At 38.4% G+C, this 12,983-nt stretch carries 16 protein-coding genes and 1 other RNA gene; 13 read left to right on the top strand and 4 right to left on the bottom strand.

Annotated elements, in window-relative coordinates; translation table 11 throughout:
* Positions 1 to 192: 192 nt before the first annotated feature.
* The 4 genes from nrdF to nrdH form a co-directional block, all read right to left on the bottom strand.
* Positions 193 to 1,155 (bottom strand): class 1b ribonucleoside-diphosphate reductase subunit beta, encoded by a 963-nt coding sequence (nrdF, locus tag FC65_RS04745; protein WP_010497836.1) that lies wholly within the window; start codon positions 1,153 to 1,155, stop codon positions 193 to 195.
* Between the two features lie 102 nt (positions 1,156 to 1,257).
* A complete protein-coding gene (nrdE, locus tag FC65_RS04740; protein ID WP_056971750.1) occupies positions 1,258 to 3,429 on the bottom strand; it encodes a class 1b ribonucleoside-diphosphate reductase subunit alpha in 2,172 nt (723 codons plus the stop codon).
* Positions 3,419 to 3,790, bottom strand: a complete 372-nt coding sequence (gene nrdI / locus FC65_RS04735; RefSeq protein ID WP_010497849.1) for a class Ib ribonucleoside-diphosphate reductase assembly flavoprotein NrdI — start codon at positions 3,788 to 3,790, stop codon at positions 3,419 to 3,421. Before nrdI ends, nrdE begins: the two co-directional genes overlap by 11 nt.
* Positions 3,787 to 4,017 carry a glutaredoxin-like protein NrdH gene (gene nrdH / locus FC65_RS04730; protein ID WP_056971749.1) on the bottom strand — a complete coding sequence of 77 codons (231 nt, stop codon included), beginning with the start codon at positions 4,015 to 4,017 and terminating at the stop codon, positions 3,787 to 3,789. Before nrdH ends, nrdI begins: the two co-directional genes overlap by 4 nt.
* Before the next feature lie 274 nt (positions 4,018 to 4,291).
* On the opposite strand from nrdH, the gene FC65_RS04725 reads away from it, so the two are divergent.
* The 13 genes from FC65_RS04725 to FC65_RS04670 all read left to right on the top strand — a co-directional run bounded on the left by FC65_RS04725 (position 4,292) and on the right by FC65_RS04670 (position 12,896).
* Complete coding sequence (locus FC65_RS04725) at positions 4,292 to 4,897, top strand: class I SAM-dependent methyltransferase (protein WP_056971748.1); 606 nt, start codon at positions 4,292 to 4,294, stop codon at positions 4,895 to 4,897.
* Between the two features lies 1 nt (position 4,898).
* Entirely contained in the window at positions 4,899 to 5,381 is a 483-nt protein-coding gene (tadA, locus tag FC65_RS04720; RefSeq protein ID WP_056971747.1) for a tRNA adenosine(34) deaminase TadA, read from the top strand.
* Positions 5,382 to 5,416: 35 nt separating this feature from the next.
* Positions 5,417 to 5,514, top strand: an RNA gene (gene ffs, locus FC65_RS11525) — signal recognition particle sRNA small type.
* A 210-nt stretch (positions 5,515 to 5,724) separates the two neighbouring features.
* Positions 5,725 to 7,515, top strand: coding sequence for a DNA polymerase III subunit gamma/tau (gene dnaX / locus FC65_RS04715; protein WP_056971746.1), 1,791 nt, complete (start codon positions 5,725 to 5,727; stop codon positions 7,513 to 7,515).
* Positions 7,516 to 7,532: 17 nt separating this feature from the next.
* On the top strand, positions 7,533 to 7,844 hold the full coding sequence (locus FC65_RS04710; protein ID WP_191976420.1) for a YbaB/EbfC family nucleoid-associated protein: 312 nt from the start codon (positions 7,533 to 7,535) through the stop codon (positions 7,842 to 7,844).
* A 24-nt stretch (positions 7,845 to 7,868) separates the two neighbouring features.
* Complete coding sequence (recR, locus tag FC65_RS04705) at positions 7,869 to 8,468, top strand: recombination mediator RecR (RefSeq protein ID WP_056971745.1); 600 nt, start codon at positions 7,869 to 7,871, stop codon at positions 8,466 to 8,468.
* Between the two features lie 17 nt (positions 8,469 to 8,485).
* The gene (locus tag FC65_RS04700; protein WP_010497863.1) at positions 8,486 to 8,725 is read left to right on the top strand and encodes a YaaL family protein; all 240 of its coding nucleotides are present in this window, start codon (positions 8,486 to 8,488) and stop codon (positions 8,723 to 8,725) included.
* 92 nt (positions 8,726 to 8,817) lie between these two features.
* Positions 8,818 to 9,447 carry a dTMP kinase gene (gene tmk / locus FC65_RS04695; protein ID WP_056971744.1) on the top strand — a complete coding sequence of 210 codons (630 nt, stop codon included), beginning with the start codon at positions 8,818 to 8,820 and terminating at the stop codon, positions 9,445 to 9,447.
* Positions 9,448 to 9,495: 48 nt separating this feature from the next.
* Positions 9,496 to 9,825 (top strand): cyclic-di-AMP receptor, encoded by a 330-nt coding sequence (locus tag FC65_RS04690; protein ID WP_010497867.1) that lies wholly within the window; start codon positions 9,496 to 9,498, stop codon positions 9,823 to 9,825.
* A gap of 76 nt (positions 9,826 to 9,901) precedes the next feature.
* On the top strand, positions 9,902 to 10,807 hold the full coding sequence (gene holB / locus FC65_RS04685) for a DNA polymerase III subunit delta' (RefSeq protein WP_338088168.1): 906 nt from the start codon (positions 9,902 to 9,904) through the stop codon (positions 10,805 to 10,807).
* Between the two features lie 16 nt (positions 10,808 to 10,823).
* A complete protein-coding gene (locus FC65_RS04680) occupies positions 10,824 to 11,168 on the top strand; it encodes a DNA replication initiation control protein YabA (RefSeq protein ID WP_029605439.1) in 345 nt (114 codons plus the stop codon).
* On the top strand, positions 11,168 to 12,046 hold the full coding sequence (gene rsmI / locus FC65_RS04675) for a 16S rRNA (cytidine(1402)-2'-O)-methyltransferase (protein ID WP_010497873.1): 879 nt from the start codon (positions 11,168 to 11,170) through the stop codon (positions 12,044 to 12,046). The genes FC65_RS04680 and rsmI overlap by 1 nt, the downstream gene beginning before the upstream one ends.
* A gap of 109 nt (positions 12,047 to 12,155) precedes the next feature.
* The gene (locus FC65_RS04670; RefSeq protein ID WP_056971743.1) at positions 12,156 to 12,896 is read left to right on the top strand and encodes an acyl-[acyl-carrier-protein] thioesterase; all 741 of its coding nucleotides are present in this window, start codon (positions 12,156 to 12,158) and stop codon (positions 12,894 to 12,896) included.
* The last annotated feature ends 87 nt before the right edge of the window (positions 12,897 to 12,983 follow it).

Here is a 12,983-nt window from a genome sequence, read left to right as displayed (position 1 = left end):
ATCAGTACCAAATATTATAGAACCAAAAATTGAAAGTCAAGTACGAAGGATCAGTTAAGTTGTTAGCCAACCTAGCTGATTTTTTATATGGAAATTTTTGGATACCCTCGGATCTTATTCTTGTTTGAAGTGAACGGTATCTAAAAAAACAGCTCGTTTCTGTCAACAAGCTGTTTTCTAGCAGAAATAATATTAAAATTTAAAATCATAGTCGCTGTCTTTCATAGTTTCGACATTCCCTAGCAAATATCCATTACCGACTTGGGAGAAAAAGTCATGGTTAGACGTCGAAGTAGAAATACCGTTCATAACGACCGGATTAACATCTTCAGCAGTGTCTGGGAAAAGGGGATCCATTCCCAGATTCATCAAGGCTTTATTAGCGTTGTAACGTAAGAACGTTAAAACGTCTTCTGCCCAGCCCACTTTGTCATATAAAAGATGAGTATATTTTTCTTCATTTTCATATAGATCATAGAGAAGGTCATACATCCAGCCGGTCATAGCTTCTTGCTTTTTGTCTGTTAATTCATTAAAGCCAAGTTGAAATTTATAACCGATATAAGTTCCGTGTACTGATTCGTCTCGTAGGATCAATTTGATGATCTCAGCAACATTGGGTAGTTTATTATGCCCCAACCAATACAGTGGGGTATAAAAGCCCGAATAGAATAAGAAAGTTTCCAAAAAGACAGAAGCGACCCTTTTTTGGAGAGGGGTCCCATTATGGTAAATATCATTGATCTTTTGTGCTTTATATTGCAAAAATTCGTTTTGATTTGTCCATTCAAAAATATCGTCGATCTCTTTAGGCGTGTTTAAGGTCGAAAAGATAGAAGAATAGCTTTTAGCATGGACTGATTCCATAAATTCAATATTATTTAAAACAGCTTCTTCTTGTTGAGTTCTAATATCTTTTTTTAAAGAAGACATGCCATCTTGTGATTGTAAGGTATCTAGTAAAGTTAAACCACCAAAAACTTTGTCAACAACATCTTTATCGTTTTCTGAGAGTGAACGCCAATCACCCAAGTCGTTGGAAAGGGGGATCCGCGTGTCTAACCAAAATTGTTCAGTTAATTTTTCCCAGGTTGCTTTGTCGATCTGATCTTCCAACACATTCCAATTAATTGCTGTGTAATTATTATTATCCATTGCATTTACTCCTTAAAATAAAGAGCACTCAACTTAAAAATAAAAATATTTTTATTTGAGTCACTCTTTTCTTCTCAAGTTACTCACTTTGCGAAAGACAAATTAAATTGAGCAACTTTCACATTCATTTGCACCAATGACGCCGTTATCGTCCGTAAACGTGCGAATGTAGTAGATAGATTTAATTCCTTTTGCATGAGCATAATTTCTTAAGATTGAAAGGTCTCGTGTTGTCAATTTGTCTGATTCAGGATCTTTCCACTCATACATTCCTTTTGGTAAAGTAGAACGTACGAATAAAGTCATACTTAATCCCTGATCAACATGAGTTTGGGCTGCTGCATAGGTATCGATCACTTTGCGCATGTCCATGTCATAGGCCGAAGTGTAGTAATTGATCGTATCGTTTGAAAGATAAGGAGCTGGGTAATAGATCTTACCGATCTTTCTTTCTTGTCGTTCTTCGATTCGATTAATGATCGGCTGCAGTGAGGCAGTTGTATCATTAATATAAGAGATCGAGCCGGTTGGAGCCACTGCCATCCGGTTTTGGTGGTAGAGACCATCCCTTTGAACAGCTTCTTTGAGATCTTTCCAATCTGCAGGACCTGGAACAAAAATGTCCTTAAATAATTCCTGAATTTTTTTAGTTGTTGGACCAAAGTTTTTTTCTAAATATTGATCAAAATACGAACCGTTTGCGTATTTACTTTTAGAGAAACCAGCAAAGGTTTCTTGTCGTTCTTTTGCGATCTCGTTAGAAGCTTTTAGTGTCCAATAATTTAACAACATGAAATAAACATTGGTGAAGTCGATTGCTTCTTTTGACCCGTATTCGATATGGTTTTTAGCCAGATAACCATGCAAGCCCATGGCGCCTAAACCAATAGTGTGCGCTTGATCGTTGCCGTGCTCGATCGAAGGGACAACGTCGATCGAAGAATTATCTGTAACAAATGTTAATGCGCGAGTCATTGCTTTGACGGAACGACCAAAGTTAGGTGAGTCCATTAAGTTTGCGATATTCGTGGATCCTAAATTGCAGCTAATGTCGGTTCCCAACTGTTCATATTCTTGTCGGTTATTCACAGCTGAAGGCCTTTGGACCTGCATGATTTCCGAACAAAGATTGCTCATAATGATTTTGCCATCAATCGGGTTGGCCTTGTTTGCAGTGTCCACGTTGATGATATATGGGTAGCCAGATTCTTGTTGTAACTTAGAAATTTCTTCTTCCAGTTCCCGAGCCTTGATTTTTTTCTTTGGGATATTCGGATCAGCAACTAGATTGTCATATTCTTTCGTAATATCTACATAAGAAAAAGGTGTGTGGTACACACGTTCAACACCCCAAGGATCAAAAAGGTACATGTCTTCATTATTTTTAGCTAGCTCATAAAATTTATCAGGAACGATGATGCCTAGTGATAGTGTCTTGACCCTGATTTTTTCATCCGCGTTTTCCTTTTTAGCCGAGAGAAATGAAATAATATCAGGATGAAAAACATTCAGGTAAACAACACCTGCGCCTTGACGCTGCCCGAGTTGGTTGGAATAAGAAAAACTATCTTCAAGCAACTTCATAACAGGTACAACACCTGAGGCGGCTCCCTCAATATCCTTGATTGGGGCGCCAGCGCCACGCAAGTTGCTCAAAGTGATTCCAACACCGCCGCCGATCCGTGACAATTGCAAAGCAGAGTTGATACCGCGCCCGATAGAATTCATATCATCGGTCAACTGGAGCAAGAAACAAGATACTAGTTCTCCTCGCCGTTTGCGTCCCGCGTTTAGGAAACTGGGGGTCGCTGGTTGGTAGCGTTGGTGAATCATTTCGTCTGCCAAGTCTAATGCAAGTTCTTCATCTCCATCGGCAAAGTACAATGCGTTAACTGCAACGCGATCTATGTAACTTTCCAGATATGCGTCGTTATCGTTAGTTCTTAAAGCATACTGAGCATAGAACTTATAGGCTGCCATGAATGTTTTAAAGTGAAAATGTGCGTTTTCAAGTTGTTGATAAAGTTTTTCTATAAACGACATCTTGTATTTAGAAACAAACTCTTCTTCCAAATAATCATTAGCGATCAAATACTTGAATTTTTCTTGCAACGAAGTGAATTTGACCATGTTGGGTTCAACGTTTTCTTTTAAAAATGCAGCTAACGCATCTTTATCTTTATTTAATTGAATCTTATCATTCAAAGGGATGTTGACCTGATTGTTGAGGTCATAATAACTAACATTATTGCTATCTAGTAATTTAAGACTCAATTTTCTTCACCGCTTTCTCGAAATTTGTAACATCTTTTGTAGTACCGTTAAATTCAAAAGTATATAGCAGGGGAACGTTGAATTCTTTTGAGATATCTTTAGCTGTGAAAACAAACAATTGTGCGAAATTACGATTGCCAGTTCCAGCAACCCCCTGTAATTGTTCCTGATTGCTCCCATAATATAAAAAGTCGGTGACCGGCTCAGTAATGTCTTTTTCGTACGTTGGTACGATCAGGACAAAGGGTTCACCAACTTCGATTTCGGGATCGATCGGATCGATCTCATATGTGTCCTTTAATGAAAGCTTTTTGACAAATCTTTTTGTTTGTCCAGTTACGCTAAAATAAACTATTTTCATTGTGCAATCAGCTTTTTCAAGAGATCTGGACGAAAGCCGTTGATGATCGGTTGATAGCCATCTTCTAAAACAGGTACACTGCGAAAGCCTTTGTTTTTTAAATAGTCGATATATTCGGGAGTTTCAGTGATGTTTTTTTCTGCAAAACTGATATTATGTTCCGTTAAAAATTTCTTTGTCATTTTGCATTGAATGCAGTTGTTTTTAGTATAAAGTTCTAAGCTCATTTCGAGGACCTCCTAGATTAATTTACTTGACTAAGTATACAACAATATTTGCCGATTTCAAATAAAAAACACCAGATATAGTGTAAAGTTTTGCAAAATTTGTCGATATATGGTGTTGTGGCAGGAAAAAATTTTTTAAAAAAACTGCTCTAAATAATTTTGAGAAGGCCAAATAAAGTATTTGATAGTCTATTGATCTTCATTTAAGATAGGGAGTGGATATAAAAAAACAGACAAATTTAATGGATCCTAATTAAGAAAAAGAGGAAAAATTTTGGCAGATCATTATTACACAAAAGACCCAAGCGCGAAGCACGCTGAGAAATCTTGGATATTTTCCCTATATGGACATGATTTTAATTTTAATACAGATAGTGGTGTTTTTTCTAAGAACACAGTTGATTTTGGTTCACGGACATTGTTAGATGCACTTGAAGAAGCAGAATTTCCTGCAGGTAAGATAATAGATGTTGGTTGTGGTTATGGTCCAATTGGTTTAGCTATTGCTTATCATCATCCGAAACGACAAGTGGATATGGTGGATGTCAACGAAAGGGCGCTTGACTTAGTGAGAAAAAATGCCGCTGAAAATCAAATCAAAAATGTTAACATTTATAGTTCGGATGTCTATATGGATGTAGTAGAAACACAGTATGCTGCGGTTATTACAAATCCGCCGATACGCGCAGGCAAAAAAATCGTACACTCTATCCTTGCTGGAGCAAAAGATCACTTGATGACCGGGGGATCTTTGATTGCGGTCATTCAAAAGAAACAGGGCGCTCCGTCTGCACAAGTTAAGATGGAAGAAGTCTTCGGCAATTGTGAAGTGCTTTTAAAAAGAAAAGGATACTTTATTTTAAAAAGTGTGAAAAATTAAGATGGAAGAATACTCACAACAGCAATTGGATCTCTTTATGAATGAGGCCCTGATAGAGGCCGAAAAAGCTGCACGTCTGGGGGAAGTCCCGATCGGTTGTGTGATCGCAGCTGGTGGAAAAATTATTGGTCGAGGGCATAATTTGCGTGAATGCAGTCATGATTCAACCGCGCATGCAGAAATTTTCGCTATCAAACAAGCTGATCAAGCAATGGGAGATTGGCGTTTACAAGATGCGACTTTATTTGTCACGCTTGAACCGTGTCCAATGTGTGCTGGAGCAATAGTTAATGCTAGGATCAAGGCTGTCTATTATGGTTGTGCAGATCTTAAGGCGGGTTGTGCCGGCACATTAATGAACTTGTTAACTGAACCGTGTTTTAATCATCAAGTCAAGGTAGAAAAGGGGTTATGTCAAGTTAAATGTAGTCAATTATTGAATGAATTTTTTACGAAAATTAGAGAAAAACAAGAAAAAGACTAGCATTTTGGGGTAATTTCATGTATTATAGTAGGTGCCGCAAGGCCTTGGGGCAATGTTGTCCTTACGAAGCGTGTCAGGTCCGGAAGGAAGCAGCACTAAGTTCGGTTCGGCATGTGCCTTAAGTTTTTATGATATTGAACCCCGGTCTTCTTTTGAGATCGGGGATTTTTTTTAAAAAAGTTAATGAAGTAACTTAAAGTCGTCATATATTCTTTTAACTAAATTGATTATTTAAGCAGTGTGACGACGTAAATGTGTAGTCCATCAGTGTTGTGAGAAAAGGCTTCTTTAGATCGATAGGTTCTTTTTTTGTAACACAGTAATTATTAAGGAGGAGACGGAAATGAGTTACCAAGCTTTGTATCGTGCTTGGCGTCCGCAAAAGTTTGATGATCTTGTTGGACAAGAATTAGTTACTAAAACTCTTAAAAATGCTTTAATGACTAAGCAAACGTCTCATGCATATTTATTTACCGGGCCACGGGGAACAGGCAAGACCTCTGCTGCCAAGATTTTTTCAAAAGCGATCAATTGCCATTTTCAAAAAGATGGTGAGCCTTGTAATGAATGTGATACTTGTACATCGATCACTGCTGGCAGACAAAATGATGTGATCGAGATCGATGCTGCTTCAAATAACGGGGTAGAAGAGATTCGTGATATTCGTGACAAGGTCAAGTACGCCCCGACCGAATGTGATTATAAAATATATATTATTGATGAAGTGCATATGCTTTCAACAGGTGCGTTTAACGCATTGTTAAAAACGTTGGAAGAACCGCCGGAAAATGTTGTTTTTATTTTAGCAACAACAGAACCTCATAAAATTCCGGCCACGATCATTTCAAGAACACAGCGTTTTGATTTTCGGCGGATCCAACCAGACACGATCTTGCAACGGATGCAATATATCGTATCTCAAAAACAGCTCAAATGTGAACCGGCTGCATTAAAATTAATTGCTAAAGCTGCAGAAGGCGGGATGCGGGATGCGTTAAGCATTCTAGATCAAGTTATTTCCTTTGGAAATGATGAGGTCACATTGGATAATGCGTTGATGGTTACAGGTAGTGTTCAAAATGATGAATTACTGCAATATTTGGAGCAAGTCACGCAAAAGGATACGGCAAAAGCACTAGAGATCTTACATCAAATTTTAAATGATGGTAAAGATGCCGCGCGTTTTATTGAAGATTTGATCAGCTTTTGTCGTGATCTGCTATTGTATCAGCAGATGCCGGAAAAGGTTGAAAATGACGAGCTCAATGTTGTTAATGATGATTTTCGAAATTTTTCGCAGAAAATCAAGCCAGAAGAAATTTATCAAATGATCGACCTTTTAAATGAACAGCAAGAAAATATGCGGTTCACCTCCCACGCTTCGATTTATTTGGAAGTTTTGACAGTCAAATTAGCGACTAGACAAACAACGATTTCTCCCAAGACACCACAAGCAGCTGGGGAAAAGTTGGATCCTAAAGACACCATTAAAGTAGAAAATTTGACTCGCCAAGTTAAGCAATTACAACAACAAGTCGAGCAATTACTGCAAAATCAGTCAAATGGTCAATCAGTGACTGCGACAAATTCAAGTCGGCCCAAGACGACCAGTTACAATAAAACACAAGTACGAAAAACTACTGCGCCTGCCAAAGTTGATCTTCAGCAAGTATATGGTGTACTAAGTGACGCAACCAGAACAAGTCTCAATGAGTTACGTGAAATCTGGGACGATCTATTAAACATGCTGACCGTTGCGCAAAGAGCAGTGATGCATGTGAGTTCACCAGTTGCTGCCAGTCCAGATGGAGTAATCGTTACTTTTCAGTTTGATTTTTTGTGTCAACGTGCGCAAACGGATCAGCCGTTAAAAGATACATTAGAAAATGGTCTTGACCGTCTGATCGGTCATGTTCCGCGTTTGATCTTTATGCCGCAAGAACAGTGGCCGCAAATCAGACAAGAATATTTGAATGGTCAAAAAGCACAGAAACATCTAACGGCAGGTGAAGATGGACAACGAACTGAACAAGAAACTCCAGGTGACCCAAAGCAGCCAGCGCCAAAAGATCCAGTGGTAGATACTGCGCTTAAATTATTCGGGAACGAAGTAGTAGATATTAAAAATGATTAAAATAAAAGGAGAAATTTATTATGATGCCAGGAAATATGCAGGGTATGATGAAAAAAGTTCAGAAGATGCAAAAACAGATGCAAAAGGATCAAGAAGAGCTTAATCAGACTGAGTTTGCAGGTAAAGCTTCAAACGACGAGGTAGTCGTTAAATTCACAGGAGATAAAAAAATGCAGGATATTGCGATCAAAGCAGAAGCAATTGATCCTGATGATCCTGATATGTTACAAGATTTAATTATTATGGCTGTTAACGATGCAATGGATCAAATCGATAAGAAAACGCAATCGACATTAGGTAAATACTCACAGGGAATGCCTAGGATGTAATTAAAAGCAAGAGGAGTTTTTGGCATGCAATATCCAGAACCAATCGCAAAATTGATCGATAGTTATATGAAATTACCTGGAATAGGTAATAAAACAGCGATCCGCTTAGCTTTTTATACTATAGATATGGACGAAAAAGATGTTGCTAATTTTGCATCGTCATTGTTGGCAGCTAAAAGAGACCTGCATTATTGCAGTATTTGTGGAAATATTACTGAAACTGATCCGTGCATTATCTGTGCAGACAAGGCGCGTGATCAATCACAGTTGATCGTAGTAGAACAACCCAAAGATGTCATGTCGCTGGAAAAGATGCGTGAATATCATGGACTTTATCATGTTTTGCATGGTGTTTTATCTCCTATTGAAGGCAAAGGACCGGAAGATATCAACATTAAAAGTTTGGTCAAGCGACTGCAAAAAAATGATAGTATCAAAGAAGTGATCATTGCTACTAATGCGACACCAGAAGGGGAAGCAACAGCGATGTATCTGTCTCGCTTGATCAAACCAGCTGGCATCATGGTCACTCGATTAGCATCTGGTTTAGCAGTAGGCAGTGATATTGAATATGCAGATGAAATGACGCTGTTCAAAGCAATCGAAGGGCGCCAAGAAATATAAATCAAGGTGGCTTAAAAATGTTTGGTAAAAAGAAAAATAATTTGAAAAAGCAATTTGACGAAGCCTTATTAGAAGATATTGACCGTGCGTTTTCTGAATGGACTAATGATAAAAAGAATCAAGAAACTGTTTTTGAAGCCGATGAAGAAATGGCGGCAAAAACCAAAGTGTCCAAAGCACAATACGAGCTTTTATATCGTGAAGCACGTCGACGAAAAGTTAAAGGTCATGTGCAGTCGTCTGTGATCAGCCGCTAATTTTTGGTAATTGTTTGAGATGGCGTAAACATGGACAGTGAACTATTTTTTAAGTACAATATAATTAATTAAATATAATTGAGGTTTTGTAAGTGGCTGGAAAGTTTGTAACATTTGAAGGAACGGATGGCTCAGGTAAAACTAGTGTCATCAAGGGATTGCTCGCTCGTTTGGATCAAATTGGCCTGCATGATAAATATCTTGTTACCAGAGAACCTGGCGGAAGTCGGATATCGGAGGCGATACGCGAAGTCATTTTAGATAAAAAAAATACTGAAATGGATCAAAAAACTGAAGCCTTACTTTATGCGGCTTCTAGACGTCAGCATTTAGTTGAAAAGATACTTCCAGCTTTAGCAGTTGACAAAATCGTCTTGTGCGATCGTTTTGTTGATAGTTCGTTAGCGTATCAGGGAGCTGGACGTGGTGTTGGGGTAAAAGAAGTTGCCGCGATCAATCAGTTTGCGACAGCTGGCTTAAGCCCAGACCTCACATTTTATTTTGATTTAGATCCTGTGATCGGGTTAAACCGTATCAAAAAAAATCGACAAGATGAAGTTAATCGTCTGGATGAAGAACAACTTAGCTTTTACCAGCAGGTACGGGCACAATATCTGGAATTAGCACGTCAGGACCCAGTCAGAATCAAAACTATTGATGCTTCTCAGTCTGAGCTGCAGGTAGAAGCAGAGGTTTTTTCTCAATTGAAAAAATATTTATAGTAAATGTAAGCGAAGTATTTTGGCAGAGAAATTTTGGGGGTAGAGACCATGAAATTGATTATTGCGATCATTCAAGATAAAGACAGTAACCGACTAAGTAATGCTTTTATAGAAAAAGATATTCGAGCAACTAAACTTTCTTCGACCGGTGGCTTTCTTCGGTCAGGAAATTCAACATTTTTAGTGGGTGTTGAAGATGAAAAAGTAGAAGATGTTTTGGATCTGATCAAAACAACTTCGAAAACTCGGAAACAGTTTATGGCACCGCCTGTTAATCTAGATTCTCCGATGGAAGCTGCTGGAGCATATCCGGTCGAAGTTCAAGTTGGCGGAGCAACTGTGTTTGTTTTGCCGATCGATGCTTTCCATCAATTCTAAGTGTGAAAGACAATGAATATTGTAGAAGCGCAGCCACAACTCACGGCTCACTTTGGTGATCTNGGCGCATGCATACTTGTTGGCAGGACCGGCTGGCTCTGGGAAAAAAGAGTTAGCATTGTGGATCGCTAAGTTATTATTTTGTGAACACTTAAGTGCTGACGGTCCATGTGATCATTGCTCTGAATGTACTAGGATCAGTGAACATGAACATCCTGATGTTGTCGAAGTTTCACCGACTGGTCTGTCTATTAAGATCGATCAGATCCGCTATTTAAAGTCTGAGTTTGCCAAAAGCGGAGTTGAAGGTGCACAGAAAGTCTTTATAATTGAAGACGCTGAGAAAATGTCAACTAGTGCTGCTAATGGCTTGCTAAAATTTTTAGAAGAACCAAGTGGAACAGTGACTGCATTTTTACTTACCAGTGAGCAAAATAAAATATTGCCGACGATCATCTCACGTTGTCAGTTGCTAGAGTTGAACGCGCCTGCTCTTTCTTATCTGGTGGAAAAATTGAAAGCCAAGGGGATTTCACAGGATCAGGCAATTTTGCTGTCTAACTTAACCAAAGATGCTGATCAAGCCGAAAAAATCGGCACCGATGAAGATTTCCAGAAGTTACTCACTAAATTATGGGACTGGTATAGTGCCGTTTTGCGAAATGATCTTATATCTTTTGTTAAAGTGCAGATAGACTTAGTACCCTTAGTTGATAGCCGGGAAAAGCAAGATGAGTTGTTATTTTTGATAGCTCTTTTAGCTCGAGATCTGATGCTTTTTGCAAATGATCCAAGCCAGAAATTTGTGTTTACAATGTTTGAAAAAGATTTTAGTTCAAAAATGGCCAATATTTCTGCAGTCGCAGCAACAGATGCTTGTGAAGCTGTATTAAAAAAATGGCGTTTATTGTCTAGCAACGTTTCGATCCAGAATATTTTAGAGTCGTTAACGTTGGAGTTATGTGATTGTTATCATCGATAAGCGAAGGTGAATTGTTTTGGAGAAACGTGAATTGTATGACAATTTTGATCAATTAGGCAAAAAAGCCGATGAATTGCGTTTGTTAATAGGTAATACACAAGATTCATTGACATCTTTGGTTGAAAAAAATGCCGAACTCGAAATCGAAAACCAGCATCTACGTGAACGGTTGCGAGAACTTGAAGATAAAGCAACATCCAAAAATGGAACGGCAGGGTTATCAAAGTCACGGCAAAATTTAGAAAAACTCTATGAAGAAGGTTTCCATGTTTGCAATGTGGATAATATGTATGGTTCAAGGCGGATCAATGATGAACCTTGTGTATTTTGTCAAGATGTTATTTACGGGGAGAGAAGCTAATGGGTATTCAGATCACCAGCAATTTTCAGGGTGAAAATACTAACGGAACTTTATTTTTAGTACCAACACCAATTGGAAATTTAGGCGACATGAGTCCGCGAGCAGTCAAGACTTTGCAAGAGGTCGATTTGATTGCGGCTGAGGATACTCGTAATACTCAAAAATTGCTGAATCATTTTGAAATCAATACTAAGCAGATCAGTTTTCATGAGTATAATACAAAAGAGCGTTTGCCGCAGTTAGTTGCAAAGCTGCAGCAAGGTTTGGATATTGCGCAGGTCAGTGATGCCGGAATGCCGTCTATCAGTGACCCAGGTGCGGAGTTAGTTCAAGCATGTGTAGGGAGGGGAATTAGGGTCGTTCCTATTCCCGGACCAAATGCTGCGTTGACTGCTTTGATTGCATCTGGCCTATGTCCACAGCCTTTTTTGTTTTATGGTTTTTTATCACGCAAGAATACTGAACGTAAAGAGCAGTTACAAGGGTTGACCCAGCAAACGATTTCTTTGATTTTTTATGAGGCACCGCACCGTTTATTAAAAACACTTAAAAGTTTGGGTGAAGCTTTTGGCACAACACGACAGATCGTTTTATGTCGTGAACTGACTAAACGCTACGAAGAGTTTTTACGTGGAACGATCGCTGATGCAATAGAGTGGGCCAATGACTCTGAAATTAAAGGTGAATTTGTTTTGATCGTTGAAGGAAATCAAGCACCGCTTCCAGAAGAACCCAAGGCGGTCTTGCCCTTAGAAGAACAGGTCGATTTATTGATCAAAAGTGAAAATTTAAAAACGAACGATGCAATCAAAAGAATTGCCAAACAAAATAAATTGAAAAAACAGGTCGTTTATAACGAGTACCATCATTTGAAATAGGGCAACGACTTAGTTTGTTTAAGTAATGAACGCAGCTTTGATGTAAAGTCATCAGGCTTCGTTTTTATTTATTCAGTGAGATTTGAGATAAAACAGAGGTTAGTGAAAAATGAGTGCAAAAAAATTTAGTGAAGATCATCGTGTTGTTTATTATGAAACAGATGTAACTGGTTCATTGGGTATTGGCCGCTTAGTAGACCTAATGATGCTGTCATCGGAAGATCAAAGTGATAAATTAGGAATCACTAATGAAAAGGTTGGTGAACGTGGCTTAGGTTGGGTCGTAACTCAACATATTATCAATATCAAACGTTTGCCTAAGGTCGATGAAATTATTACCCTTTCAACTCAGGCGAAGAGTTATAACCGTTTTTTTTGTTATCGTGATTTTGCAGTCTATGATCAAGCGGGAAACGAATTAGTCACTATGCATAGTGTTTTTGTTTTAATGGATCGCTCTAAGAGAAAGATGGTTCGTTTACCTGAAGACATAATTACCCCATACGAATCGGAATACACAAAAAAAATCGAGCGTCTGCCTATGCCGCTAACGGTTGAAAACGCTAGTGGTCAAAAGAATTATAGGGTTCGCTTTATGGACATTGATGCTAATCATCATGTTAATAATGTACACTATTTTGACTGGATGCTAGATGCTTTGCCAGCTGAATTTTTACTGTCACACAGGCTGATCAAAATGAATATTGCATACCGGCAAGAAGTCTATTATGGTGACCAAGTGAATAGTGCAGTTGAAATAGATGAGGACAATTTGCTAACAAGACACACGATCATGACAGGAGAACAGCAAAATTGCTTGGCTGAATGTGAGTGGGCAGAAATTAAATAAAAGTTCAGTGCTAGTAATTTTTTTGCTGGCGCTTTTTTGTTTTAGAAGATAAAAAACGGTTCTATAATATTTGGTACTGATAGAAAA

Source organism: Ligilactobacillus acidipiscis DSM 15836 (assembly GCF_001435755.1).
GTDB classification, from domain to species: Bacteria; Bacillota; Bacilli; order Lactobacillales; family Lactobacillaceae; genus Ligilactobacillus; species Ligilactobacillus acidipiscis.
The sequence above is the reverse complement of the archived record's forward strand: the minus strand, read 5'-3'. Positions and strand labels throughout refer to the sequence as shown.